Source organism: Aeromonas sp. S5(2024) (assembly GCF_041403025.1).
GTDB classification, from domain to species: Bacteria; Pseudomonadota; Gammaproteobacteria; order Enterobacterales; family Aeromonadaceae; genus Aeromonas; species Aeromonas hydrophila.
In genome coordinates this window covers 69,072-93,878 of record NZ_JBGLRI010000009.1, presented here as the reverse complement: position 1 = coordinate 93,878, position 24,807 = coordinate 69,072, and the positions used below count along the sequence as shown (strand labels likewise).

Genomic DNA, 24,807 nt, shown 5'->3' with positions numbered 1-24,807 from the left:
TGCGCTCACAGCGGCTTTTGCCACAGGCTCAGCAGCAGATCCTGCTCCAGCTCGTCCGGTCCCTGGTGGCTGAAGGCGTGGCGCTGCTCGCCGCTGGCGCGCCAGCCGAGGCGGCTGGTCTCCAGGATGAAGCTGCGCAGCCCCTGGTCCATCTGCATGCTGAACTGGCAGCGCAGCTGACCCATGGGGTTGAGGTCAGCCAGGCTCGGCCAGCTCAGCGGGTGTTCCATGCTGACCGGGTTGAGGCTGACCCTCAGCTGCCACTGGTGGCGGGGGCCCGGCTGCAGGTAGAGCAGGTAGCCGCCCGGTGCCAGCCAGCTGACCAGCTGCTCGGTCTTGACCTTGAGATCGTTGACCAGCAGCAGCTGGGCCGTGCCCGGCAGGATCGGCGCGCGGGCCGGATCGGCGATGACGAACTGAGCGTCCGGCTGCGCCTTGTTGGCGGCAAAGATGGTGTTCTTGGCGATGTCGACGCCGGCAAATTGCCAGCCCGGCAGGCGCTCGGCCAGGGTCCGGCAGTAGTAACCCTCGCCACAGCCCAGGTGGATCAGCTCGCGCGGCTCGAGGGGGGCAAGCAGGCTGGCCATCGCCTCGACCAGCGGCAACTGGTGGCCCTGCTCGAGGAAGTGGCGTTTGGCGCGCATCAGGGCGCGGCTGTCGCTGTCCTTGGGATTCTTCTTGCCGGGGATGAGATCCAGGTAGCCTTCCGGCGCGGGATCGAAGTGGTGCTTGTTGGCGCAGTAGACCCCGCGGGAGGCTTCATGAAGTTGCAGCGGGCTGCGACAGATAGGGCATTGCAGGTGCATAGAATTTCTCTTGGCGAAGGCCATGACGGCAGGGGCGTTCGGGATTATAGGGGAGACGATCAGAAAAGGCTGCCGTGGCAGCCTTTTTTATCCGGCGACCCAGTGCGGGGCCGCCAGTCGCGGGGATCAGCGAGTGCCGAACACCACTATGGTCTTGCCGTGGGCGGAGATCAGCTCCTGCTCTTCGAGCATCTTGAGGATCCGGCCGACGGTTTCACGGGAGCAGCCGACGATCTGGCCTATCTCCTGACGGGTGATCTTGATCTGCATGCCATCCGGGTGGGTCATGGCATCCGGCTGCTTGGCCAGGTTCAGCAGGGTCTGGGCGATCCGGCCGGTCACGTCCAAGAAGGCGAGGTTGCCGACTTTCTGGCTGGTGTGCTGCAGGCGGGCCGCCATCTGGCCGGAGAGGCGCATCAGGATTTCCGGGTTGACCTGGATCAGCTGGCGGAACTTCTTGTAGGAGATCTCGGCCACTTCACAGGAACCTTTGGCACGCACCCAGGCGGAACGCTCCGGGTTTTCGCTCTCCTCGAACATCCCCATCTCGCCCAGGAAGTCGCCCTGGTTCAGATAGGAGAGGATCATCTCCTTGCCTTCATCGTCCTTGATCAAGACGGCCACAGTGCCCTTGACGATGTAGTAGAGGGTTTCCGCTTTCTCACCCGCGTGGATCAGGGTGCTCTTGGCGGGATACTTATGAATGTGGCAGTGCGACAAGAACCATTCCAGGGTGGGATCGCTTTGCGGTTTGCCAATGACCATGAGAATTCCTCTGTAGTGTCTTTTTATGGACTCGTGCGTCCGGGCAAGCTGCCAACCTTGCCATTCCTTGTATTAGTCGCAGTAGGATAAGAGCCTTTGTCTGTGCTGACAAGGCTTTGAGGGCTTTTGCCAGCTCCCCTTGCAACCCCTGCTGCGTTCCGTTCGCCATTGTAGGGAAGATGGGGGCATCAGATGTTGATTTTGATCTAGTTAGTCAGGAAGTTCGTGAAAATGGCGGATATGTGCCGCTGTCGCGTCGTCTGCGGTATGCTATGTCAGTCAGATCTGTCGTCATCAAGAGGAAATGTGAAATGAAAGCCAAGGTCAGCTGGGTGGAAGGCATGCAGTTTGTGGGCGAGAGTGAGTCCGGTCACAAGGTGATCCTGGACGGTGCCAACCCCGGCGAAGGTGCCAGCCCGATGGAGATGATCCTGCTGGCGGTGGGCGGTTGCAGCTCGATCGACGTGGTCTCCATCCTGGAGAAGGCGCGTCAATCCGTGACCGCCTGCCATGTGGAGCTGGCCGGAGAGCGGGCTGACTCGGTGCCGCGGGTATTCGAGAAGATCCACCTCCACTTCGTGGTGACCGGCAAGGGGCTGGCCGAAAAGCAGGTGGCCCGAGCGGTGGATCTGTCGATGGAAAAATATTGTTCAGTTTCCCTGATGTTGGAAAAAGCGGTAGAAATTACCCATAGTTATCAAATTCTTGAAGCCTGATAGCAGTGGCTCTTCCGATCGAATAACACCATGACATAAGGAAAGTGCAATGAAAAAGATGATAGTGTTACTCCCCCTGCTGGGGCTGGCGGCCTGCAGCATGCCGCAACCGACCCAGTACCAGTACAGCCAGTATCAGTGCGGTGAGGAGTTGCTGGCCGTGACCTATGATGCCCAGGCCGACATGGTGCAGTTCCCCTATGCCGGGGTCTATCACAAGCTGGGCCGGGTCGAGGCGGAGTCCGGTGCCAAGTATTCCGACGGGGTGACCACCTTCTGGAATCAGGAGAAGCAGGCCATCCTCAGCCAGAAAGGGGTAACCCTGCTGACTTGCCAGCGCAAGTGATCGTCATGGTGTGATGACAACGGCCTGCTCAATGCAGGCCGTTTTGCATATTGGGGTCAGTGCGGCAGGGCGTTGAGCATCTTGGCGGCCAGTTGCTGGCTCAGTTGCTGACGCTCCCCTTCGGCGATGGCCACGTCGCTGGCCAGGGAGATGGCGCTGCTCCACACCGCCTGCTGGGTGCGCCGGTCGAGCAGCACGATGGCCAGGGTGCCCTTGCGGGCATCGGCCTTGGCTTGCAGTCCCGGCGTCATGCCGAGGCGGGCGAAGATCTCGCCATCGCTCAGATCCTTGCTGCCGGCCACCCCGATGGCGACCCACACATCGGCCTCGTCGAGGGGCACGCTCTGCCACCCCTTGCGCCCCAGCTCCTGATTGACCGCCTGTTGCACCGGCTCCAGCCAGCCCTCGGCGCTGTCACCGGCATACTGGAACTGCTCGGCCAGCGCATAGCGCGGCGTCGCTCCGAATGGCCAGCTGGCCGCCGGGCGCACCACCATGGTGCCCGCTTCCAGGGTCGGCGCGGCCGGGCCGCTGCTGCAGCCACCCAGCAGGGCGGCCAATCCCACAGAGATAAACGCTAACCGCATCATCAGCTCCTTGGCTCAGGTGATCTTGCCGGTTTCAATCAGTTGCTGGATCAACGGGCGCAGGATCAGCTCCATCGCGAAGCCCATCTTGCCGCCCGGCACTACGATGGTGTTCATCCGTGACATGAAGGATCCGTCGATCATCGACAGCAGGTAGGGGAAATCCACCTGCTTGATGCCGCGAAACCGTATCACCAGCATACTCTCGTCCAGACTCGGGATCACCTTGGCGCTGAAGGGGTTGGAGGTATCCACCGTCGGCACCCGCTGGAAGTTGATGTGGGTGCGGGAGAACTGGGGGGTGATGAAGTTGATGTAGTCGTCCATGGAGCGGACGATGGAGTCGGTGACCGCCTCGCGGGAATGGCCGCGCTCCGAGGTATCGCGAATGAGCTTCTGGATCCACTCCAGGTTGACGATGGGCACCACCCCGATGAGGAAGTCCACGTGGCGGGCCACGTTGTGATCATCGGTGACCACGCCGCCGTGCAGCCCTTCGTAGAACAGCAGGTCGGTGTCGCTCGGCAGGTTCTGCCAGGGGGTGAAGGTGCCCGGCATCTGGTTGAAGGGGACCGCCTCGTCGAAGCTGTGCAGGTAGCGACGATACTGACCGCTGCCGTTCTGGCCGTACTCCTGAAAGAAGCTCTCCAGCAGGCCGAAGTCGTTGGCCTCGGGGCCGAAATAGCTGATGTGGCGCCCCTGTTCGCGCGCCTTGCGGATCGCCACGTCCATTTCCGGGCGGGTGTAGCGATGAAAACTGTCCCCTTCCACCACGGCCGCTTGATAACCGAGCTGATGAAACATGGAGCGAAAGGCGTTGGTGGAGGTGGAGGTGCCGGCTCCGGACGAACCGGTAACCGCAATGATGGGATGCTTTGCCGACATAGAATTCTCTCTTCCTTGGGAGTTCCGTTATAAAGGCATGTTCCGAGTGCGGTCAAGTGTGCGACCTGACAGTACCACCGCGCAACTGCTTCGCGGGCGTGCCAGCGTGCCTCCATCAGCGGCAGACGCAAAAAAGGGCTGCCGTGGCAGCCCTTGTGACAAACAAGAGAGAAAAACTAGCCGGCCTGCTTGGTGCCGGCCGCAGGTTTGATCCCCACCAGCACGGCTCCCAGCAGGATGAACAGCACCCCGAGCGCCTTGCCGGGTTCCAGTGGCTCGGCGAAGAGCGGGATGTTGACCGCCAGCAGGTAGACCAGCGCATAGCTGGTGCTGAGCAGGGGGTAGGCGATGTTGAGCGGGGTGGAGTGCAGCGCCGCCAGCCAGCAGAGCAGCGACAGGGCGTAGCAGCCCACCCCGGCCAGGATCACCAGCAGCGGCAGCGGATGGGCCAGCATCACGGCGAGATCCATCTGCCAGGTCGGCAGCTGGATCACCCCCCACTTCATGCCGAGCTGGGCGGCTGTTACCAGCAAGATGCTGCCGAGCACGTAGAGATACCCCTTCAGCGCCGATCTTGCAGGGCTGGCCGGTAGTTGGCCCGCCTGCGGATGGTCATCGCTCATAGCAAGCCTCCCAGCAGCAGGGCGCCCACTATGATGGCCCCCACTCCCAGCCAGTTGTGGTAGCTGATCTGCTCGTGAAAGAACAGCCTGGAACCCACCAGCACCAGCACCAGATTGATGCTGAGCATGGGGTAGGCCATGCTGAGCGGCAGCCGCTGCAGCAGGTAGATCCAGAGCAGCATGCCGCAGCCGAGTGCCGCCACGCTGGCGATGAGCCAGGGTGAGCACAGCTTCTGCCAGTGGTTGCAGGGCCGGCGCTGCCAGCTGACGACCGCCTGCTTTTGCAGCATCTGGCCGCTGCAGGTCAGCAGGCACACCAGCAACAGCAGCAGGATGTCCATCACTGGGCCCCGTGGTAGATGAGCAGGGTCAGCCGGTGGCTGACGATGGTCTCGTCGGCGGGGGGCACGGGCCCGGTGTTGCCGTCGCGATCGGTCTTCATCAGCAGGGCCACCTGCCCATTCTTGCGCGCTTGTGCCAGCCAGGCCGGGAAGTCGGCGCGGGCTACGTAGCGCCCCGCCGCATCCGGGTAGCCGAGGCCGTAATGCACCTCGCCCTTGCTGTCGAACAGGTTGATCTCGCTGCGCTGGGTGCCCCAGGCGAGGGAGGAGGCCAGTCCGACGTCGTTGGCCAGCAGGGTGCCTGACTTCATCAGCACGGCCTGATTGGCCTCGATGAAGCGCTCCGGCAGCTTGGAGTCGATCAGCGATTGCGGCAGCGCCCAGGGCAGGCCGATGGCCAGCACCATGGGGCAGAGCGCGCTCAGGGTCCAGCGGCGGCTGACCTCCTTCAACTGGATGAAGCCGAGCAGACTCCAGCCGGCGAAGATGACCATGGCCACCGCCAGCGCACCGTGATCCTCCTCGCCATAGACGGCGTGGCTGGGGGCGAACGCCAGCACGGCCAGCACCACCAGGCAGATGAGGCCGAACAGGCCGTTCAGCCAGGCATTGACCCGCAAGGCCCGCTCTTTCCCCTCCTTGAGCAGGTCGACGGCGCTGGCGGCCATCAGCATGGCCAGCGGGGCGAAGCAGGGCAGGATGTAGGTGAGCAGCTTGCCCTTGGCAATGCTGAAGAACAGCAGGGGCAGGATCACCCAGGCCAGCAGGTAGAGGGTTTCCGGGTTTATCTTGCGCTCCTGCCAGCCCTTGCGCAGGGCGCCTGGCAACAGGCCGAGCCAGGGCAGGGTGCCGAGCAGCCCCATGGGCAGGTAGTACCAGAACGGTGCCTTGTGCTGGGCGTTGTCAGCGGCGAAGCGCTGGATGTGTTCAACCCAGAAGAAGTAGTGCCAGTAGTCCGGTTCGCGCAGGTGCACGGCGATGGCCCAGGGGGCGGCCAGCAGGACCGCGCTCAGGATGGCCAGCGGCCCGAAGCGCACCAGCTCGAGCAGGCGGCGCTGATAGATGACGTAGGGCACGATGACCACCACGGGCACCGCCAGGGCGATGAAGCCCTTGGTGAGAAAGCCCATGCCGCAGGCGAGGCCGAACAGCAGATAACCACCGACCCGGCTGCCAAGGGAGCCCTCCTTGCGGATGATGTAGAAGCTCACCATGGCGGCGTTGAGCCAGAGGGTCACCATGGCGTCCAGCACGCTGTAGGTGCCGATGCCGTAGACGATCAACAGCGACAGATAGATGAGTCCGGTCAGGAAGGCCTTGCGCCGGCACTGCCACAGCTGCAGGGCAAACCAGCAGATCAGCAGGGCGCTCAGACCGGTGGCGGCTGCCGAGGCGAAGCGCACGGCGAAGTTGGTGTCACCGAACAGCTGCTGGCTGATGCTGTTGAACCAGTAGCCGGCGATGGGTTTCTCGAAGTAGCGCAAGCCCAGGAAGTGGGGGACCACCCAGTCTCCGGTGCTCACCATCTCCCGGCTGATCTCGGCGTAGCGGTTTTCGTCCGGGCTCCAGAGCGGCCGCTGGTCGAGCGGCAGCAGGTAAAAGAAGAGAAAGAACAGGGGCAGGGCCCACTTGGTCAACGTCATGACATCCTCTGTTGCATGGTGTGATTAGCGCGATGGTTAGTCCTGCCACCCGAGGTGGCGTCATTCATCTCAGGCGTCGGCCTTGCAGCCGAGCCAGCCCTCCCGTCCGGGCAGGGTGCCGCGGACCAGCCGGCCGGTCGGCAGCGTGGTCGGGTCGGATGGTAACAGATCCCCGAGCGGCACGAAGCGGATGCCGCGCGCCCTGGCTTCGCCGAGCAGGGCATCGAACTGATCCGCCATCACGATCCCTTCCACTTCGGCGTGGATGGTGTAGACGTGAGGGCCCTGCGCCGGCGGGGTCGCCAGCTGATCCAGCAGGAAACGGTTGAAACCGTCGACCGTCACCTGATGACCCACCACCTCGTCGAAGGTGGGCAGATTGACCGGGATCTGCGGGGTGCCGGGGCGGCCATCTAGCAACAGGGGCCGGAACAGGCCGCTGCCGCGACAGTCGCTGTTGTAGCGAAAGCCGAACGGCTCCTTGGCCTGGGTGGTGAGGGGGTCGGCTCGCCAGCCGGCGGCGGCGGAGCAATCCACTTCGCGCCCCAGGATCTGGTTGAGCGCATCCACCCCGAGCCGGGTCTGACGAGTCAGCTCGGCTTCGTCCCAGCGGCCGGTGTTGGCTTGCCAGCCGTGGTGATCCCAGGCGTGCAGCCCCACCTCGTGACGGGCGCTGTCGGTGTCGCGCATCAGGGAGCCGAGCTGCTTGCCGATGGACTTGCCGGGCCAGGCGGTGCCGGCCAGCAATATGTCCAGCCCATAGAGGGATGCTGCGTTGGAGCGCAGCATCTTGAGCAGAAAGCGGGGTTTTAGCAGGCGCCACAAGTGGCGCCCCATGTTGTCCGGTCCGACCGAGAAGAAGAAGCTCCCCTTGACCTGATGCTTGTCGAGCAGTTGCAGCAGGCGGGGCACCCCGTCACGGGTCCCCCTGAAGGTATCGACGTCGATCCGCAGACCTACCTCAGTCATGCTCGACTCCCGTGGTGACCGCCCCTTGCAGGAAGAAGTCCAGGGTGTTGCCGATGGTCTCTTCCATCTCGATGGTCGGTTCCCAGTCCAGCAGGCGGCGGGCATTGGCAATGCTCGGCCGGCGGTGGGAGACGTCCTGATAGCCGTCACCGTAGAAGGACTTGCTCTCCACCAGTTTGAAGCCGGCAAACGGCGGGAACTGGTCGCGCAGCGGGTGAGCCTCGAACTTGGCGAGCAGGATCTCGGCCATCTGCTGGATGCTGGCCTCGTTGTCCGGGTTGCCGATGTTGATGATCTGGCCGTCGCAGCGGTTCTCCTTGTTCTCGATGATGCGGAACAGGGCCTCGATGCCGTCCTCGATGTCGGTGAAGCAGCGCTTCTGGGCGCCGCCGTCCACCAGCTGGATCGGGGTACCGTCCACCAGGTTGAGGATCAGCTGGGTGATGGCGCGGGAGCTGCCGATGCGGGCGGAGTCCAGGCTGTCCAGACGCGGCCCCATCCAGTTGAAGGGACGGAACAGTGTGAAGTTGAGCCCCTCTTTCTTGCCGTAGGCCCAGATGACCCGATCCAGCAACTGCTTGGAGACCGAGTAGATCCAGCGCTGCTTGTTGATGGGGCCAACGATGAGGCGGGAGCTGTCTTCATCGAAGCTGTGATCGTCGCACATCCCGTACACCTCGGAGGTGGAGGGGAAGATGATGCGCTTGTGGTACTTCACGCAGTAGCGGACGATCTTGAGGTTCTCCTCGAAGTCGAGCTCGAACACGCGCAGCGGGTTGCGGGTGTACTCGATGGGGGTGGCGATGGCCACCAGCGGCAGGATCACGTCGCACTTCTTGATGTGATACTCGATCCACTCGGTGTGGATGCTGATGTCTCCCTCCACGAAGTGGAAGTTGGGGTGACCGATGAAGCGGTCCACCGCGCTGGAGCCGATGTCGAGGCCATACACCTCGTAGCCGCCATCCTGGAGCAGGCGCTCGGTCAGGTGGTTGCCGATGAAGCCGTTGACGCCGAGGATCAGCACCCGGGTCAGCCGCGCCTTGCGCAGGGCATTGCTCGCCTTGGCGCCGATCTTCATCCCTTCGACCAGCCCCAGTTCGCGGGCCAGCTGGGCGCCGCGTACATAGAGCCCGCCTTCGGCCTGACCGGCCACGATCTCCAGCACCCCTTCACCGCAGGCGATGCGCAGCGGCTCCTGGCTGAGGATGGTACCCGGCTGCTTGTCGCTCTGCTGGGTCAGCCAGTGGCTCTTCCACACCGTCAGCTTGCGGTCACCGGCGAAGCTGAAGGCGCCCGGGTAGGGCTGGGTGACGGCGCGCACCAGGTTGTGCAGTTCGCGGGCCGGGCGGTGCCAGTGCAGTTCGCCATCGGCCGGGGTGCGGCGGCCATAGTAGCTGGCCTTGCTCTCATCCTGCGGGGTGAGGCGGATGTCGCCGGCGCGCAGTTTGGGCAGCTCCTGCTCCAGCAGTGTCCGGGCGGCGAGGCGCACCTTGCCGTGCAGGGTCAGCGCGGTGTCGTCATCGGCAATGGTCACCGCCTGCTGGGCGACAATGGCGCCGGCGTCGGGCTTGGCGGTCATCTGATGCAGGGTGATGCCGGTCTCGGTCTCGCCGTTGACCAGACACCAGTTGATGGGCGCGCGGCCGCGGTAGGCGGGCAGCAGGGAGCCGTGCAGGTTGAAGGCGCCGACGGTCGGGATGTCGAGGATCGCCTGCTTGAGCATGTTGCGGTAGTAGAAGGAGAAGAGGGCCTGGGGCGCCAGCTCGCGAATGCGCTCAATCCAGAGCGGGTGGTTCACGTCCTCGGGGGAGTAGACCGGCAGGTTGTGCTCGGCGCAGAGCTGGGCGACCGAGCCGAAGAAGCGGTTCTCGCCCGGATCGTCGGCGTGGGTGAAGACGGCCTGGATCTCGTAGCCTGCTTCGAGCAGGGCCTCGATACCGGTGCAACCGATATCGTGATAAGCAAAGACGACGACTTTCATTGTTCAGCTTCCTGTTGCGAAGGGGTGGTGGCGCTGCGCACGATCTGGTGGATGAAGTAGCGGGGACGGGCGCGCACGTCGGTGTACATGCGGCCTATGTATTCTCCCAGCAGCCCCATGCCCAGCAGCTGCACGCCGACAAAGGTGAAGAGAATGGCAAAGAGGGTGAAGACGCCATCGGCGGCCCAGTCGGCGCCCAGAATGAGGCGCATCAGGATCAGCAGGATGGAGAAGGTAAAGCCGATGCCCGCCACCACGCTGCCGACGATGCTGAGCAGACGCAGCGGGGTGGTGGTCATGCAGGTGACCAGGTCATACATCAGGTTGATGAGGTGCATCAGCCCGTATTTGGACTCGCCGTGGGCCCGCTCGGCGTGGCCCACTTCCAGCTCGATGGTGCGGCGGGCGAAGCTGTTGGCCAGGATGGGGATGAAGGTGCTGCGCTCCTGGCAGCAGAGCATGGCGTCGATGATGTGACGGCGATAGGCGCGCAGCATGCAGCCGTAGTCGCTCATGTGCACGCCAGTGGCCTTTTGCACCGACTTGTTGATGAGCTTGGAGGCGGTTTTGCGAAACCAGGAGTCCTGGCGGTTGCGGCGCATGGTGCCCACCACGTCGTAGCCCTGCATGGCGGCTTCCACCAGGCGAGGGATCTCCTCCGGCGGGTTCTGCAGATCCGCATCCAGGGTGATCACCAGATCCCCCTTGGCGGTCTCGAAGCCGGCCATGATGGCGGCATGCTGACCGTAGTTGCGGTTGAGCAGCACCCCGACCAGCTTGCTGCCCTCACCGGCGGCTGCGTCTCTGATGAGCTCGGTGGAGCCGTCGTGGCTGCCGTCATCGATCAGGATCACCTCGTAATCCTGTGACAGCTGATCGCAGGCGGCGGTGACCCGGCTCAGCAGCGCGGGCAGGCTGGCCTCCTCGTTGTAGACGGGGATGACCACCGAAACCAGCTTGATGTCAGTGTTGTTCACGTTGCATTACTCCAATATGTCGATAAGGGCCGCGACCACGCGGTCGACGTCGGCCAGCGTCATGTCCGGGAAGAGTGGCAGGGTGCACAGGCGTGACGAGTTCCACTCGGTATGAGGCAGGCTGAGGGTCGGGTAGCGTTCGCGGTAGTACTTCTGGGTATGGGCTGCCCGAAAGTGCAGACCGGTCCCGATGCCGCGCTCCTGCAGTGCCTGCATCAGCTGATCCCGGTCGAGCCCGCAGCGATCCGGGTCGACTCGGACCATGAACAGGTGCCAGGCGTGCAGATGGGGGTAGTCGGGGACGGCGAGCGGCGCCAGCGGCAGGCCGGCCAGTCGCTCCTGGTAGCGGGCCACCAGTTCGGCCCGCTTGGCGTTGAGCTCGGGCAGGCGCGCCAGCTGCACCAGGGCGATGGCGGCGTTGATGTCGGCCAGGTTGTATTTGAAGCCTGGGGTGATCACCTCCGCCTGCGGCTTGCGGCCCAGGCTCATGCGATCAAACGCATCCACCCCCAGGCCGTGGAATTTGAGCATCCGTACCTTGTCCGCCAGCGCCTTGTCGTCGGTCACCAGCATGCCCCCTTCGGCGCAGGTCAGGTTCTTGATGGCGTGGAAGGAGAAGATGGCAGTGCCGCTGGCGCCGATCCAGCGCTCCCGGTAGCGGGTGCCGACCGCGTGGGCGGCATCCTCGATGACCGGTATGCCGTGCTGGCCGGCCAGCGCCAGGATCGGATCCAGGTCGACCGGGGCGCCGGCGTAGTGGACCGGGATGATGGCTTTGGTCCTGGCGGTGATGAGCGGCGCGATCAGCTCGGCGCTGGTCATCAGGGTATCCGGGTCCACGTCGACGAAGACCGGCTCGGCCCCCAGCAGGGTGATGATGTTGATGGTGGAGACCCAGGTCTGGGAGGGGGTGATCACCTCATCTCCCGGGCCTATGCCCAGCGCCAGCAGAGTGACGTGCATGCCGGCGGTGGCGGAGCAGAGTGCGACCGCGTGCTGGCAGCCGAATGTGTCGCAGAATTGCTGTTCCAGTTCATGATTCTTCGGGCCCGTGGTGATCCAGCCCGATTTCAATACGTCACAGACAGCACTTATCTCGGCATCACCGATGGCGGGCCTCGAAAATGGCAGAAAATCTTGCATAAGAGATCCAACGAAGAATATTAATCAGCGCCCATTAAATTGGGCTCCCCTAAACTGTTTTACTCAACATACGGATATAAAAGCGGGCCTGCAATGGTCCAGAAACAGCTGGTAACAATTAACTGGTGCGGTCATCTTAGGTAATGTGATAAATATTTATAACCCCCCCAACTCTTGTTTTTCCAAATTACATTTTCTCTGACATTTTGGTTGTATCAATATGAACATTACTGTATTTGGAAGTGGCTACGTGGGCCTGGTTCAGGCCACCGTACTGGCCGACGTCGGTCATCAGGTGATCTGTGTCGATGTCGATGAACAGAAGGTGGCAGCCCTGATGGATGGCCAGGTGCCCATCTATGAACCCGGTCTCGAATCCCTGCTGCAGCGCAACATCAAGAGCGGCTCCCTGGTGTTCACCACGGACGCCGTACTGGCCGTCAAGCACGGCGATGTGCAGTTTCTGGCAGTAGGCACGCCACCGGGGGAAGATGGTTCCGCCGATCTGAGCCACGTGCTGACGGTGGCCGAGACCATCGCCCAGTATCGCGATCGGCCCGTCATCATCGTCAACAAGTCGACCGTGCCGGTGGGCACCGCCGACAAGGTGACCGCCAGGGTCAACGCCATCCTGCAGCAGCGGGATCAGTCGTTTTCCTTCGACGTGGTCTCCAATCCCGAATTTCTGAAAGAGGGCTCCGCCATCCAGGATTGCCTGCGGCCGGATCGCATCGTGGTGGGCACCGCCAACGAGGCCTCACGCCAGCTGATGCGCGAGCTCTACGAGCCGTTCAACCGCAACCACGATCGCATCCTGTTCATGGATGTGCGCAGCGCCGAGCTGACCAAGTACGCCGCCAACTGCATGCTGGCCACCAAGATAAGCTTCATCAACGAGATGGCCGGGCTGGCCGAGCGGGTCGGCGCCGATATCGAGATGGTGCGCCAGGGGATAGGCTCGGATCAGCGCATCGGCTATCAGTTCATCTACCCGGGTTGCGGCTATGGCGGCTCCTGTTTTCCCAAGGATGTCAAAGCCTTGCTGGCCACGGCCCAGGAGCTGGAGTACGACACGCCGCTGATCCGGGCGGTGGAGCGAGTCAATGAATTGCAAAAATCGCGGCTGTTTCAGCTGTTGTCAGCGTTCTTCTGCGCCGAAGGGGAGAGCCTGGCCGGCAAGACCATCGCCCTGTGGGGGCTGGCGTTCAAGCCCAACACCGACGACATGCGCGAGGCGCCGAGCCGGGCCTTGATGGAGGCGTTGTGGCAGGCCGGGGCGACTGTGCAGGCCTACGATCCCGAGGCGATGCAGGAGGCCCAGCAAATCTATGGCAACTGCGACAAGCTGCGGTTGATGGGCACCAAGGAGGCGGCGCTGTTTGGTGCGGATGCCCTGGTGATCTGCACTGAGTGGAACCACTTCAAGGCCCCCAATTTTGCCGCCATCAAGCAGGCGTTGCGTCATCCGCTGATCGTCGATGGCCGCAACCTGTTTGATCCGGGCCGGATGAAAGATCATGGTTTTCATTACTACGCCATTGGGCGGGGCGAATCGGTAATGAAATAAAAAGACCATGCCACGCTGCCGCCATGTTTCAGTGCCATGGCAGTGCGGCATCTCTTCACGCTGAACAAGACTATTTTCGTCACTATTGTCGGTGAGCGTCGTTGTCATATTTATTTAATATTGTGAGCTGATTCACTTTATTAATTTTATATTGCCGCTATGGCCAGGTTCTCTGCATGGCTCGCCACTATTAATTAAACCGGTATTGATATGGCCTATTTCCCCGCAGCATATTGCCGCGGGGCACCAATCAATGCACAACATCCGGCAGAGCTCACTCTGCTCACAATAAAAATGGCCCTCCGCCAGTGCGGAGGGCCATTTTTATTTTCTGAAAGGGACGCGCCAGCCCGGCGGGAACTGTCGGGTTCGTGCCGCCATCGTGTCGGCCCGGCTGGCAAGACCCAGATCGGGATGGCAATGGGCCGGCTATTCCGGTATATCGTCCACCTGAGCCCGGTCGAGGGTCGCCTTGGGCACTATGTTCACGCTTTCGTGCAGCTCGCTGTAAACGATCACGGCCAGCCCCTGCTGCAGCTGTGTCCTGACATCGGCGACCTTGTCGGCCAGACTGACATCATGTTCGCCGTACTCGGTGCCCTCTTGCAGCACGAAGTGCTCGAGCAGGTTGTTGAGGGTGTCTGCATCCAGCTCTTGCCAGGGGATAATCATGGTTTCATCTTCCGTTACCAGAGAGCGGGTATTGTCTATCTGTCGGCAGCAAGCGCAAGGGATTTATATGGCAGCAAGCAGGTATGAACATGCTCTCTGATGAACAACGTCGTCTCTCCAGCCACCTCGATCATCATCTGTACGAGTCTCGCCGCCACGCCCTGAGCAAGGGGTTGCGCTGGTTCTGGGCCGTCAACCAGCTGGCGATCCTGTTCCTGCTGGCGCGCTTCTATGTCTATCAGGACGCCCATCTGGTGGTGGCCCGGGTATTGCCCTGGAGCTATGAGGGGCAGCTGGTGCTGATGACGCTGGCCTGCCTGTCGTTTCCGCTGTTCTGGCACTGGCTCTCCCGCCAGCCCCCCGCCATCTGGCAGCCCTGCCTGCGTGCCGGCGCCCTGCTGTGGGGGATTGGCTGGGCGCTGCTCGGCTACGCCATCGCCCTGGTGGAGCTGAGAGGCGGTTTCAGCCTGGCGTTCGATCTCATCAGCATGTTGCTGATGACGGCGCTGGTGGCGCTCTATTGCGAGGTGCGGCTGTTCTACTGCTTCAGCACACCGCCGCTGCTGTTTCTGCTGCTGGAGGCGCTGCTGGTCAAGGTGCCGTTTCCGGCGGTGCACTGGATGGCGGTGGGCTGCCTCATCATCATGCTGGAGACGGGCAGGCGCATGCTCAACGGCTGGTTCGAACTGGCGGTGTCCCGTGAGCACGAGAACCTGACCCTAGCCCGCCAGCTCGATGCCATGGCCAAGCGGGATCCGCTGACCGGGCTGGCCAACCGGCGCCACTTCGACAACGTCGGCGAGCAGATCCTGCAGGAGGCGAGAGAGCAGCACGGCGAGTTTGCCATCCTGCTGCTGGACGTGGACTTCTTCAAACGCTTCAACGATCACTACGGCCATCTGCAGGGGGACAACTGCCTGATCGCGGTGGCCGACTGCCTGCGCGAGGCCATTCGCCAGCCGGCCGACGTGGTGGCCCGCTATGGTGGGGAGGAGTTCGTGCTGTTGCTGCCCGGTGCCGATGCGCTGGCCGCCAGCGCCATCGCCAAACGCATTGCCGCCGCGCTGGCCGGGCGAGGCATCCTTCATGCGCAGTCGGAGGTGTCGGATCGGGTCACCGTGAGCCAGGGCATCGCCCTGTGGCACGGGGGGCAGGATGGCATCGCCGACATGCTGGTGCGCGCCGACGAGGCGCTCTATCAGGTCAAGGAGGCTGGCCGCAACGGCTACCGGCTCGCCCCCTGAGTCTGCTCCCGCAGCCACTGGCTGATCCGCTCTTCCAGCCAGAACCGCGGTCGCCAGGGCGTACCGTGCAGGAAGCCCACGTGGCCGCCCTGGCGGCTCAGCTCGTAGCGCACCATGGGTGAGAGCTGCTCCGCCTGCGGGATCACCGCCTCAGTCATGAAGGGATCGTCGGCGGCGTGGATCACCAGAGTGGGGATGGGGATCCGTGCCAGCATGCCCAGGCCCGAGCAGCGCTGATAGTAGTGATCGGCACTGTCAAAACCGTGCAGCGGCGCCGTGACCTGCTCATCGAAGTCGCGCAGGGTGGCGATGGCGCGCACCTGCTGTGGCTGCCAGCGGGTGCCGGCCGCCGCCTGCCGCTGGATCTTCTGCTGCAGGTTGTGGCGCATGGTGCGCAGCAGATAGCTCTGATAAACCCGCGAGAAGCCCTGATTAACCCGATCGGCGCAGCTGTCCAGCCGCAGCGGTGCCGAGATCACCACCGCCGCCGTCAGCTCGCTCGGGCAGGCGCGTGCCAGCAGATTGACCAGCATGTTGCCCCCCAGCGAATAGCCGATGGCGATGAGCGGTTTGCCGGGAAAGCGGCGGCCCAGCTCGGCGATCAACGCCTGGGCATCCTCGATGGCGCCGGAGTGATAGGCCTGCAGCAGCCGGTTCGGTTCGCCGCTGCAGCCGCGAAAGTGCATCAGTACCGCCTCGTTGCCTTGGCGTTGCAGGTGAGCGAACAGTCCCTTGGCGTAGTGGGAGTGAATGCTCCCCTCCAGCCCGTGAAACAGCACGATGAGCGGCCGCTCATCCCGGCTGATCTCGCCGCTCCAGGCGAGATCGACGAAGTCGCCGTCCGCCAGCTCGAAGCGCTCCGCCACGAAGCGGGCCGGTTGCCGGCGCAGCCACTTGGGCAAAATGGTTTGCAGATGGGGATTGCGCGCCCACCAGGGGGCGTGGAAGTGGCTTTCGATCAGCATGCTGGGTCCGCGGGGTGACAGGGACAGAAAAGGCAACGGCGAGAAGCCGGGCTTCTCGCTGTCGGGATCAGGCCGGCAGGCTGTCGTGGTGCTCGGCACCGCGCAGCATGGCCTGGATCAGTTCGTTGGCTTCAAACTTGGTCAGCGCCTCGTGAGCGCCCACCTGATGGGCCCGCTCCACGCTGATCTCGCTGGAGAGCGAGGTGTGCAGGATGATGTAGGCGCCCGCTAGTTTGGCGTCGCTCTGCACCTCGAAGGCCAGCTCATAGCCGTCGAGCCCCGGCATCTCGATGTCGCTCACCAGGATGTCGATGGGGGTCTTCTGGCCGGCGCGGGTCTGCATCAGGGTCAGCGCATCCTTGCCGTTGGTGCACACCTCGTAGGGAATGTTGATGTAGTCCAGCGCCGCCATCAGCTGACGACGGGCGACCGAGGAGTCATCCACCAGCAGGATCCGCATCGGCTTGATCCGCTCCCGCTGCACGTCGGTCAGCACCGGGTAGAGATGGCTGGGATCGTCCGGATAGACGCGAGAGAGGATCAGCTCCACGTCCAGCAGCTGGATCAGCTGGTCATTGACCCGGGTCACGCCGGTGACGAACACGTTGTGGCCGAGGGTGGCGGGCGGCGGCTCGATGTCGCGCCAGTTGCACTCGGTGATCTTGTCGATGCCGCGCACTAGAAAGCCCACCAGGGTGCGGCGGCAGTCGGTGATGATGATGAAGCAGTGCGGCATCTCTTCCTTGCTGATCGGGCGATAACCCACCGCCATGGCCATGTCGATCACCGGGATGGTGGTGCCACGCATGCTGGCGGCGCCGAGCACGGTCGGGTGCGAGTGCGGCATGGCCGTCAGCTGGGTGTAAGGCACTATCTCTTTCACCTTGAGGGTGCCGATGGCGAAGGATTGCTTGGCCGAGAGATGAAACAGCAACATGCCCTGGGATTGGTTGGCCTTGCTTTTCATGGCAGATGTCCTGTGAGTCAAAACGGTATCAGTCAATTCAGGCCCCTAGCATAAAGGATTATAGAAGAAATGGCCTTGTGGTTATTAACGACCATTGGCCGCAAAACTGGACTCATTTCATCCATTTATTGCCGCAATCCGCATCTGTGCGCACTGCCTGGGGCCCTCATGGGCGGGGCATTCAGCGCGCCTGCAACGCCTCCAGCGGGGTGCCGAGCCACTGCTGGCAGGCGTGGGTGAGCGCGGCTTCATCCCCATAACCCAGCTTGTTCACCACCTGGGCGCGTTGGCTGCCGCTCTTGAGCAGCCGTACCGCCTGCAGCAGCTGCCACTGAGCGCGCAGTGCGTCGCCCGCCAGTGCCGGGTCGCTGAGGCCATGCTGCGCCAGACATTGCTGCCATGCCGCATCGCTGCCCTCCTGACCGTTTGCCAGCGCCTGCCAGGCGGCCTGCAGGGCATGGTCTGGCTGGGAGGCAATGGGACAGGCCGGCAGCTCGTCGAGAATTACCTGCAAGCGGTGACCGTAGGCACCTTGCCAGTCGCGGGGGCGCTGCCACTGGGCCAGGCCGTCGAGCAGCGCCGCCAGCAGCGGGGTGGGCTGCAGCCAACCCGCCCGCTCTGGCTGCTCCACGCGTACCGAGCAGGTCAGCAGATCATGCTGGCAGCCCGCCAGCGGAGTGAATGCGGCCAGGGCATCGGCACAGAGCCAGAAGTGGCTTCCCGTCGGCATCAGCCACTCATGGGCGCCGAGTCGCAGCAGCGCCGCGCCCCGGGTGATCCGCAGCAGCTGGCCCACCGGCACGCGCTTGCGGGCACCGACTTGCAGATGCGAAGTGGAAAAATGCTGATATTCGATGGCGTGATGCATGTAAAAACCCTGATATGATGCTGCCTGGAGGTAACGAAAATGGAAACCAGACGTAAAAAACGCTTCATTGCCGGTGCTGTCTGCCCGGCGTGCGGCAAAATGGACACCATGATGCTGTATATGGAGCATGGAGTCGAGAAGGTGACCTGTGTCGAGTGCGGGGATACCCAGGTACAGACCCAGGTCGAGGTGGACAAGGTGACCCGGGAGACGGAACAGGTAATCGGCGTGTTTCGTCCCGAGTGAGTGCCGGCCTCAAGGTGATGGCGCGCCGGTCAGGCTGGTGGCTGTTGATGACTTTTTCATCATGCTGAAACCGGGCCGACCATATGCTTGTCTGCCTTTTTGAGGTATTCTGGGCCCGTTTTTTTCTATCCGCAGGATCCCTGACATGAAAGTAGCTCCCCTGAGCGTGGTTACGCTGGAATACACGGTCACCGACGAACACGGTGAAGTCATCGACACCACTGTCGGTAAAGAGCCTCTGGTGTATCTGCACGGTACCCGTTATCTGGTCTCCGGCCTCGAAGCCGAGCTGGAAGGTCGCAGCGTGGGCGAGGCGTTCGACGTCACCCTGACGCCGGAGCAGGCCTATGGCCAGTACGACGAGAACCTGGTGCAGGAAGTGCCCGGCGAGCTGTTCGACGGCATGGAAGTGTCTGAAGGGGATACTTTTGTGGCCGAGACTGACGACGGCCACCGCCCGGTGACCGTGATCGAAGTGTCCGAAGAGTTCGTCAAGGTGGATGGCAACCATCCGCTGGCTGGCGTGACCCTGGGCTTCAAGGTCGAGATCAAGGACGTGCGCGCCGCCACTGCCGAAGAGCTGGCCCACGGCCACGTTCATGGTGCCGGTGGTTGCGGTCACGATCATGGCCACGACCATGATCACGACCACGGTCACGAGCACGGCGGTTGCTGCGGTGGTGGTCATCACGGCCACGATCACGGTCATGACCACGGCGACGACCACGGTCACGGCGGCTGCTGCGGTGGCGGCGGTTGCGGTGGCAAGGGCCATCAGCACTGATCACGGCATTGCCGATGATAAAAAAACCCGCGCCTGGCGCGGGTTTTTTTATGGCTGGCACTCATCAGTAGTGCGGTGGCGGGGTCTCTTCGGCCATGCTGGCGATCTGGCTCGGCTGCACGCTCTGCAGCTTGTCCACCAGCAGCTGGATCTGATGCTTGAGTCGATCCAGCTCGCGGCCCTGGGTGGTGACCTCGTCGTTGAGCTGCTCCACCGTGTATTCGGCGAAGGCGAGGCGGCTTTCCAGGGTTTCGAGGCGATCGTTTAATTGCTGACTCATGGGCCTTTTGGTCCTTACTTGATAGTCCAGATTTCGGCCAGGCCGCTGGAGCTGGCGCTGACAAGGTGGCTATTGTCGCGCAAAGCCACGCCGTAGACCACTGCGCTCGGCGGTTTCACCCTGGGATGGGGCGAGACGCGCCAGCTCTGCAGCAGGCTGCCGTCGCTCACCTGCCACAGGGAGAGCTGGCGGGAGGGGGCGCCGGTGATGAGCCACTTGCCGTCGTTGGCAAAACGCGCCGCGGTGTAGACCTCGAAGCGGTGATCGAACTGCAACCGGCTCAGCTCCTTGCCGGTTGTCAGATCCCAGATGCTGGCCTGGCGGCTGTCGGCGGTGAAGGCGAGCCGTCCGCTCGGGTCGAGCCGGGCCAGCACCACCCGACCGGCGTGGTTGAAGCGCCACACTACCTGGCCTGAGCGGGTATCCCACAGGTAGGCGCTGTAGTCGTTGCCGCCGGTGAGGGCGTAACGGCCATTGGGGGAGAGATCCACCGTGTTGACCTGCTCGGTGTGGCCGAGAAACTGCAGCCGGCGGCCGGTGCGGGTATCCACCACTTCCGCCTTGCCGTCTTCCCGGCCGATCAGCACCTGGCGACCGTCGGCCGACAGGGCGATGTCTCTCAGCCTGGATTCAGGAAGCGAATAGTAGCCTTGCGACTGGCCATCCTGCAGGCGCCAGATCCCGAAGCTGTCGGGGGTGGCCGTCACGGCGTGGCTGTCGTCCGCCGAGAAACGGGTGATGATGATGAAGTTGTCCGGATTGTCGGACTGGCGCCAGCGCCAGCGCTCCTTGCCCTGTTCCAGATCCCACACCACAGTGCCCTGGCTCAGGCTGGAGACGATGGCCTGCTTGCCGTCGCTGGCCAGATCGGCGCTCAGCAGCCCCTGGTTGGCGAGGGTCAGTTGTCGGTCCGGCGATGAGCTCTGTTCGCAGCCTGTCAGTATCAGGCAAATCGCGACGAGATAAATGGCACTTTTTATCATTTTTCCTGTCTCATGCTTTCGTTACCTGCGATCACGGCGTTAGTATAAGGCGCTTATCACGATAAACCTCTCATTTCACGAAGGAACCGAGAGCGGTATTTAGAGTTTTGGAGAAACTGATGAACAATTTTCTGAAGGTGTCCCTGTTGGCCGCGGCAGTTGCCGTGAGTCTGACTGCTTGCCAAAAAGACGAGAAGACTGCTGCGAATACCGCAGAGGTCAAGGCAGAAGCCAGCAAGCCGGCAGAGGCCCCCAAGGCTGAAGCCAAGAGCTTTGAAGAGCAATCCGGCTATGCAATTGGCCTCTCCATGGGTCGTTATATCGCCAATACCCTGGAACGTCAGCAGGAACTCGGCATCAAGCTGGACAACAGCGTCATCCTCAAGGGTGTGACCGACGGTCTGGGCAAAGAAGCCAAGATGACCGACGAGGAGATCCAGAAGGTTCTGCAGCAGTACGACGCCAAGATCAACGAGTTGACCAAGGCCAAGGCTGACAAGGATGCCGTGGAAAACCAGAAGAAGGGTGAAGAGTACCTGGCTGCCAACGCCAAGAAAGAGGGCGTGAAGAGCACCGAATCCGGCCTGCAATACCAGGTCGAGAAGATGGGTACCGGCGCCAAGCCGAAGGCCACCGACATCGTCAAGGTCCACTACACCGGTACCCTGACCGATGGCACCAAGTTCGACAGCTCCGTCGATCGCGGCGAGCCGGCCACCTTCCCGCTCAACCAGGTGATCCCGGGCTGGACCGAAGGCGTGCAGCTGATGCCGGTCGGTTCCAAGTTCAAGTTCTTCCTGCCGTCCAAGCTGGCCTACGGCGAGCACGGTGCGGGCTCCATCCCGGCCAATGCTGTGCTGGTATTCGACGTTGAGCTGCTGGCTATCGAGAAGCCGGCTGCCGATGGCGACAACGCCAAGAAGTAAGCGGAAAACGTTGAAAAAACGGCTCCTTAGGGAGCCGTTTTTACTTGTAACTCCGCCCGAATGGCGGGATAAAAGAGAGTATCGCCAACTGTGCTAACATGGCGAACGACACCCGAAATAGACAACAAAATCAATTGCAAGGATGGCTCCCGTGGCTGAAAGCAAACCTCGAGTCCTGTTGGTGGAAGATACCCGCAGTCTGGCGGTGGTCTATGAACAGTATCTGGCCCAGGATGGCTACGAGGTGCTGCGGGCCGATTGCGGCCAGCAGGCATTGGCGCAGCTGCTGAGCAGCCCGCCACCGGTGGTGCTGCTGGATCTCGAGCTGCCCGACATGTCCGGCATGGACATCCTGCAGCAGATCACCGAACAGCAGCTGCCCTGCTCGGTGGTGGTGATCACCGCCCACGGCTCGGTGGACGTGGCGGTGGAGGCGATGCGGCTCGGCGCTTTCGACTTCCTGACCAAGCCGTTCGACGGCAAGCGGCTGTGCGCCACCGCGCGCAATGCCCTCAAGCACCAGCAGCTCAGCTCGCTGGTGGCCCAGTATCGGGAGAACTTCGAGCGCAGCTCGTTTGCCGGCTTCATCGGCGCCTCCATGCCGATGCAGGCGGTCTATCGCATCATCGAGAGCGCGGCGCCGAGCAAGGCGACCGTGTTTATCACCGGCGAGAGCGGCACCGGCAAGGAGGTGTGCGCCGAGGCCATCCACCAGTGCAGCCCCCGTCGCGAGCAGCCCTTCATCGCCCTCAACTGCGCCGCCATTCCCCACGATCTGATGGAGAGCGAGATCTTCGGTCACGTGAAGGGGTCGTTCACCGGTGCGCAGGGGGATCGCAAGGGGGCGGCCAGCCTGGCGGATGGCGGCACCCTGTTTCTGGACGAGATCTGCGAGATGGATCTCGACCTGCAGAGCAAGCTGCTGCGCTTCATCCAGACCGGTACCCTGCAGCGGGTCGGCAGCGGCAAGCTGGAGACGGTCGATGTGCGCTTCGTCTGCGCCACCAACCGCGATCCCCTGCTGGAGGTGAAGGCGGGGCGTTTTCGCGAGGATCTCTACTACCGGTTGCACGTCATCCCCCTCAGCCTGCCGCCGCTGCGCGAGCGGGGCGAGGACATACTGCTGCTGGCGCGAACCCTGCTGCAGAGCTATGCCAAGGAAGAGAACAAGCGCTTCAAGGATTTCGATGCCGAGGCGGCGCGGGTGCTGCTCGATTACCCCTGGCCCGGCAACGTGCGCGAGCTGCAGAACGTGGTGCGCAACATAGTGGTGCTCAACGATCGCGAGCTGGTGAGCCCCGACATCTTGCCGCCCCCGCTCAACGGCAGCCGTGCCAGCCTGCTGGCGGCGATCCCCGCGGCGGCCGCGACCGGCAGCGGTGCCGTGGTGGCGACCAACGCCCCGATCCGCCCGCTCTGGCTGGTGGAAAAAGAGACCATAGAGCAGGCCATCGCCAGCTGTGACGGCAACATCCCCAAGGCGGCGGCGCTGCTGGAGATAAGCCCTTCCACCATCTATCGCAAGAAACAGGGCTGGGAAGAGGCGAGTCTGGCGTGAGGTCGGCGTCGGGAGGGTGAACCCCTCCCGGGGAATAAAATGTGCGGGGCGGCCGATTGGTCGCCCCGCTGCGTTTGTGGCGGTCGCTTGCTAGAGCTTGGCCAAGAGCTTGAGGCGGGCCAGCCGCTCTGCCTCGTTGGCCTTGAGCCAGCGATCCTGCGAGAGCAGGAACCAGGCGCGGGAGAAGTATTCGGCCGCAGTCGGATCATCCAGTACCAGCGCATTCTCCCCCAGCTCCTCGAACAGATAGCCATCTTCCGCCACTCCGGCGGCCGCCATATCACCCTTCAGCTGCATCAGGTCGGCCAGCGCCTGTTCGTGCTGCCCCTGGGCCCGCAGCAGACGGGCCAGACTCCAGCGGGCGATAAACGCCTTGGCCTGGTTGTTGTGCTGCTCGTGCCAGGCCAGACATTTTTGCTGGAAGCCTCTGGCCTCATCGAAACGACCCAGCTCGAACAGGGTCCAGCCCTGGTTGTTGTAGAGGGTGGCGAGCCAGCCGCGCACCTTTTGATCGGTACTGCGCTCGGCCAGCTCCATCGCCAGCTGATGCCAGCGGCTCTGCTCTTCCAGCGGGGCGGCGATGGCGATCATGTGGGCGGCGTCGATGGCGAGAGAGAGCTCCTTGTGCTTGAGCCCCAGCTGCCAGGCCTGCTCAAACAGCGTCTTGGCGCTGGCCTTGTCGCCGGCGGAGTTGAAGGTGCGGCCACGCTCCAGCAGGGCGCGCAGGCGGGCTCGCGGGGTGGCGTCGGTGAGGCGGGGTTCTATCTCGTCGAGCAGCTGGTGCGCCTGTGCAAACTGGCGTTGCAGCGAATGGGTGCGGGCTATCTGGGTGAGCAGTTCCAGTTCGTACTGCAGATCGGCGGCGGCGCGCGCCTTGGGCAACAGGGCATGAAAACGCAGGGCGCTGGCGGCGGGATCCCGATAATCCCACTGCGTCATGAAATCGGGCGGATTGTCCATTTGGCCTCCTTGCTGGCTATCCTCCCCCCAAGATGCCTGCAGGCCATTGTTTGTACAAGGGGCCCCCGTCACAGAGTGCCCCTTGAGTCATGTTTGCATCAGTGGTGAGCCGGTCAGTAGACCATGGCCAGGCTCATCAGCATCAGGCCGAGGGCGGCGAAGGCTCCCTCCTTGATGGCGAGGCGCGGCACCAGCGCCTTGGGCAGGGCCGGGAACAGGCTGAGGGCGAAGCCCAGCCCCGGCATCAGCCAGTGAAAGGCCGGGTTGCGCAGGCTGGGGTCTGCCGCACCATTGATGATGATGAGCAGGATGAAGAGGGTGAAGGCCGGCAGAATAAACCAGCGGGCGCTGCCGGCCGCAACGGCGCGCAGCGGCGAGATGCGATAGAGCAGCAGGGTCACGATAAACAGCACCAGGGGTGCCAGCAGGTAGAGTGGAGCCGGGTTCATAACGGGTATCCTGAAAAAAGGCGTGAGCAGCAGTGGCGGGATTTAATCAGCCCGAGGCGGGGATGACCAGCCACAAGGGCCCGGGCTGTGAAGCAGATCCCGGGCAAAGGTTTGTTGGCCTGGGCTTCAGCGCAGCCAGAACCAGGCGGCAAAGCCCAGCCAGCTGATTGCCAGCAACAGCCAGGGAAGGGGATGCTGGCGGGAAACTTCGACCAGCTCGACGATGTCGTCTGGTTCCTCATCCTGTGGCGCTGTGTGGGACTGTTTGGCCTTGGCCTGCAGTTTTTTCTGACGGCTGGCCTCGCGGGCCCGCACCTTCATCTGTTTCTTGTATTCGTCTATGCCTTTCTGGATCCCCTGCGCGATCAGCTGGGTCTGCTCCTTGGTCTGCCCCGGCTTCTGGTTGGCACGGGCAATTTTCATTGCCTCCTGCTGGGTCTCGGGGGAAATCTTGTCGTACTTCGCCATCAAAGGGTCTCCTCGGCATCGATTGGCGGGGAGTATGCCATAAAAACGGCGCCCTCAGGCGCCGTTGCAACAGCTTATGAGCCGG

Annotated in this window: 28 protein-coding genes; 8 read left to right on the top strand and 20 right to left on the bottom strand. The window is 62.9% G+C overall.

From position 1 onward, the window contains the following. Nucleotides 1-5: 5 nt before the first annotated feature. On the bottom strand, nucleotides 6-806 hold the full coding sequence (locus ACB032_RS16945; protein WP_371138377.1) for a putative RNA methyltransferase: 801 nt from the start codon (nucleotides 804-806) through the stop codon (nucleotides 6-8). A 126-nt stretch (nucleotides 807-932) separates the two neighbouring features. Then, nucleotides 933-1,571: a cAMP-activated global transcriptional regulator CRP gene (crp, locus tag ACB032_RS16940; RefSeq protein ID WP_011704916.1), complete on the bottom strand. Its 639-nt coding sequence runs from the start codon at nucleotides 1,569-1,571 to the stop codon at nucleotides 933-935. 311 nt (nucleotides 1,572-1,882) lie between these two features. Here crp and ACB032_RS16935 point away from each other — a divergent pair, with 311 nt between their 5' ends. Together ACB032_RS16935 and ACB032_RS16930 are read left to right on the top strand one after the other, a co-directional pair. After that, nucleotides 1,883-2,287 carry an OsmC family protein gene (locus ACB032_RS16935; RefSeq protein ID WP_016349708.1) on the top strand — a complete coding sequence of 135 codons (405 nt, stop codon included), beginning with the start codon at nucleotides 1,883-1,885 and terminating at the stop codon, nucleotides 2,285-2,287. A 49-nt stretch (nucleotides 2,288-2,336) separates the two neighbouring features. Beyond that, complete coding sequence (locus ACB032_RS16930; protein ID WP_101149396.1) at nucleotides 2,337-2,633, top strand: MliC family protein; 297 nt, start codon at nucleotides 2,337-2,339, stop codon at nucleotides 2,631-2,633. A gap of 56 nt (nucleotides 2,634-2,689) precedes the next feature. On the opposite strand, the gene ACB032_RS16925 is transcribed toward ACB032_RS16930, so the two are convergent. The 9 genes from ACB032_RS16925 to arnB form a co-directional block, all read right to left on the bottom strand. Then, nucleotides 2,690-3,220 (bottom strand): DUF4136 domain-containing protein, encoded by a 531-nt coding sequence (locus ACB032_RS16925; protein WP_011704919.1) that lies wholly within the window; start codon nucleotides 3,218-3,220, stop codon nucleotides 2,690-2,692. A gap of 15 nt (nucleotides 3,221-3,235) precedes the next feature. Continuing rightward, a complete protein-coding gene (locus ACB032_RS16920; RefSeq protein ID WP_045528133.1) occupies nucleotides 3,236-4,105 on the bottom strand; it encodes a phosphoribulokinase in 870 nt (289 codons plus the stop codon). Between the two features lie 176 nt (nucleotides 4,106-4,281). Further along, nucleotides 4,282-4,728, bottom strand: coding sequence for a 4-amino-4-deoxy-L-arabinose-phosphoundecaprenol flippase subunit ArnF (gene arnF / locus ACB032_RS16915; protein WP_323965495.1), 447 nt, complete (start codon nucleotides 4,726-4,728; stop codon nucleotides 4,282-4,284). Next, the gene (locus ACB032_RS16910) at nucleotides 4,725-5,069 is read right to left on the bottom strand and encodes an EamA family transporter (RefSeq protein ID WP_041218461.1); all 345 of its coding nucleotides are present in this window, start codon (nucleotides 5,067-5,069) and stop codon (nucleotides 4,725-4,727) included. Before ACB032_RS16910 ends, arnF begins: the two co-directional genes overlap by 4 nt. After that, on the bottom strand, nucleotides 5,069-6,712 hold the full coding sequence (arnT, locus tag ACB032_RS16905) for a lipid IV(A) 4-amino-4-deoxy-L-arabinosyltransferase (protein WP_346814826.1): 1,644 nt from the start codon (nucleotides 6,710-6,712) through the stop codon (nucleotides 5,069-5,071). Before arnT ends, ACB032_RS16910 begins: the two co-directional genes overlap by 1 nt. A gap of 69 nt (nucleotides 6,713-6,781) precedes the next feature. Then, complete coding sequence (gene arnD, locus ACB032_RS16900; RefSeq protein ID WP_371138376.1) at nucleotides 6,782-7,681, bottom strand: 4-deoxy-4-formamido-L-arabinose-phosphoundecaprenol deformylase; 900 nt, start codon at nucleotides 7,679-7,681, stop codon at nucleotides 6,782-6,784. Then, entirely contained in the window at nucleotides 7,674-9,665 is a 1,992-nt protein-coding gene (gene arnA / locus ACB032_RS16895; protein WP_371138375.1) for a bifunctional UDP-4-amino-4-deoxy-L-arabinose formyltransferase/UDP-glucuronic acid oxidase ArnA, read from the bottom strand. Before arnA ends, arnD begins: the two co-directional genes overlap by 8 nt. After that, entirely contained in the window at nucleotides 9,662-10,642 is a 981-nt protein-coding gene (gene arnC / locus ACB032_RS16890; RefSeq protein ID WP_042065239.1) for an undecaprenyl-phosphate 4-deoxy-4-formamido-L-arabinose transferase, read from the bottom strand. The genes arnA and arnC overlap by 4 nt, the downstream gene beginning before the upstream one ends. A 6-nt stretch (nucleotides 10,643-10,648) precedes the next feature. Then, nucleotides 10,649-11,785: a UDP-4-amino-4-deoxy-L-arabinose aminotransferase gene (gene arnB, locus ACB032_RS16885; protein WP_263675441.1), complete on the bottom strand. Its 1,137-nt coding sequence runs from the start codon at nucleotides 11,783-11,785 to the stop codon at nucleotides 10,649-10,651. A gap of 220 nt (nucleotides 11,786-12,005) precedes the next feature. Here arnB and ACB032_RS16880 point away from each other — a divergent pair, with 220 nt between their 5' ends. Next, nucleotides 12,006-13,352 (top strand): UDP-glucose/GDP-mannose dehydrogenase family protein, encoded by a 1,347-nt coding sequence (locus tag ACB032_RS16880; RefSeq protein ID WP_252452460.1) that lies wholly within the window; start codon nucleotides 12,006-12,008, stop codon nucleotides 13,350-13,352. Nucleotides 13,353-13,781: 429 nt separating this feature from the next. On the opposite strand, the gene ACB032_RS16875 is transcribed toward ACB032_RS16880, so the two are convergent. Next, nucleotides 13,782-14,024, bottom strand: coding sequence for a YheU family protein (locus ACB032_RS16875; RefSeq protein ID WP_011704929.1), 243 nt, complete (start codon nucleotides 14,022-14,024; stop codon nucleotides 13,782-13,784). Between the two features lie 83 nt (nucleotides 14,025-14,107). Between ACB032_RS16875 and ACB032_RS16870 the strand changes: the two genes are divergently transcribed. Beyond that, a complete protein-coding gene (locus tag ACB032_RS16870; RefSeq protein ID WP_052359619.1) occupies nucleotides 14,108-15,268 on the top strand; it encodes a membrane-associated sensor domain-containing protein in 1,161 nt (386 codons plus the stop codon). Here ACB032_RS16870 and ACB032_RS16865 read toward each other — a convergent pair. The 3 genes from ACB032_RS16865 to ACB032_RS16855 all read right to left on the bottom strand — a co-directional run bounded on the left by ACB032_RS16865 (nucleotide 15,250) and on the right by ACB032_RS16855 (nucleotide 18,068). Further along, a complete protein-coding gene (locus tag ACB032_RS16865; RefSeq protein WP_282466621.1) occupies nucleotides 15,250-16,233 on the bottom strand; it encodes a hydrolase in 984 nt (327 codons plus the stop codon). The two genes, ACB032_RS16870 and ACB032_RS16865, sit on opposite strands and share 19 nt — an antisense overlap. Before the next feature lie 67 nt (nucleotides 16,234-16,300). Next, entirely contained in the window at nucleotides 16,301-17,200 is a 900-nt protein-coding gene (locus tag ACB032_RS16860) for a chemotaxis protein (protein ID WP_045528148.1), read from the bottom strand. Between the two features lie 181 nt (nucleotides 17,201-17,381). Beyond that, a complete protein-coding gene (locus tag ACB032_RS16855; protein ID WP_168966332.1) occupies nucleotides 17,382-18,068 on the bottom strand; it encodes a hypothetical protein in 687 nt (228 codons plus the stop codon). A 39-nt stretch (nucleotides 18,069-18,107) separates the two neighbouring features. On the opposite strand from ACB032_RS16855, the gene ACB032_RS16850 reads away from it, so the two are divergent. Continuing rightward, entirely contained in the window at nucleotides 18,108-18,314 is a 207-nt protein-coding gene (locus ACB032_RS16850) for a YheV family putative zinc ribbon protein (RefSeq protein WP_166463306.1), read from the top strand. A 145-nt stretch (nucleotides 18,315-18,459) separates the two neighbouring features. Continuing rightward, nucleotides 18,460-19,098: a peptidylprolyl isomerase gene (locus tag ACB032_RS16845; RefSeq protein ID WP_011704935.1), complete on the top strand. Its 639-nt coding sequence runs from the start codon at nucleotides 18,460-18,462 to the stop codon at nucleotides 19,096-19,098. A 64-nt stretch (nucleotides 19,099-19,162) separates the two neighbouring features. Here ACB032_RS16845 and ACB032_RS16840 read toward each other — a convergent pair whose 3' ends face one another. Both ACB032_RS16840 and ACB032_RS16835 read right to left on the bottom strand, forming a co-directional pair. Further along, nucleotides 19,163-19,378, bottom strand: a complete 216-nt coding sequence (locus ACB032_RS16840; RefSeq protein WP_011704936.1) for a SlyX family protein — start codon at nucleotides 19,376-19,378, stop codon at nucleotides 19,163-19,165. Nucleotides 19,379-19,392: 14 nt separating this feature from the next. Then, nucleotides 19,393-20,361, bottom strand: a complete 969-nt coding sequence (locus ACB032_RS16835) for a WD40 repeat domain-containing protein (protein WP_024944382.1) — start codon at nucleotides 20,359-20,361, stop codon at nucleotides 19,393-19,395. 119 nt (nucleotides 20,362-20,480) lie between these two features. Between ACB032_RS16835 and fkpA the strand changes: the two genes are divergently transcribed. Beyond that, entirely contained in the window at nucleotides 20,481-21,287 is an 807-nt protein-coding gene (gene fkpA / locus ACB032_RS16830; protein WP_011704938.1) for an FKBP-type peptidyl-prolyl cis-trans isomerase, read from the top strand. Nucleotides 21,288-21,438: 151 nt separating this feature from the next. After that, the gene (locus ACB032_RS16825; RefSeq protein ID WP_029303793.1) at nucleotides 21,439-22,845 is read left to right on the top strand and encodes a sigma-54 dependent transcriptional regulator; all 1,407 of its coding nucleotides are present in this window, start codon (nucleotides 21,439-21,441) and stop codon (nucleotides 22,843-22,845) included. 90 nt (nucleotides 22,846-22,935) lie between these two features. On the opposite strand, the gene ACB032_RS16820 is transcribed toward ACB032_RS16825, so the two are convergent. The 3 genes from ACB032_RS16820 to ACB032_RS16810 form a co-directional block, all read right to left on the bottom strand. Further along, nucleotides 22,936-23,805 (bottom strand): tetratricopeptide repeat protein, encoded by an 870-nt coding sequence (locus tag ACB032_RS16820; RefSeq protein ID WP_371138374.1) that lies wholly within the window; start codon nucleotides 23,803-23,805, stop codon nucleotides 22,936-22,938. 113 nt (nucleotides 23,806-23,918) lie between these two features. Beyond that, entirely contained in the window at nucleotides 23,919-24,254 is a 336-nt protein-coding gene (locus tag ACB032_RS16815) for a hypothetical protein (RefSeq protein ID WP_005303968.1), read from the bottom strand. Nucleotides 24,255-24,380: 126 nt separating this feature from the next. After that, on the bottom strand, nucleotides 24,381-24,722 hold the full coding sequence (locus ACB032_RS16810) for a DUF2956 domain-containing protein (RefSeq protein WP_041216416.1): 342 nt from the start codon (nucleotides 24,720-24,722) through the stop codon (nucleotides 24,381-24,383). Nucleotides 24,723-24,807 lie beyond the last annotated feature (85 nt).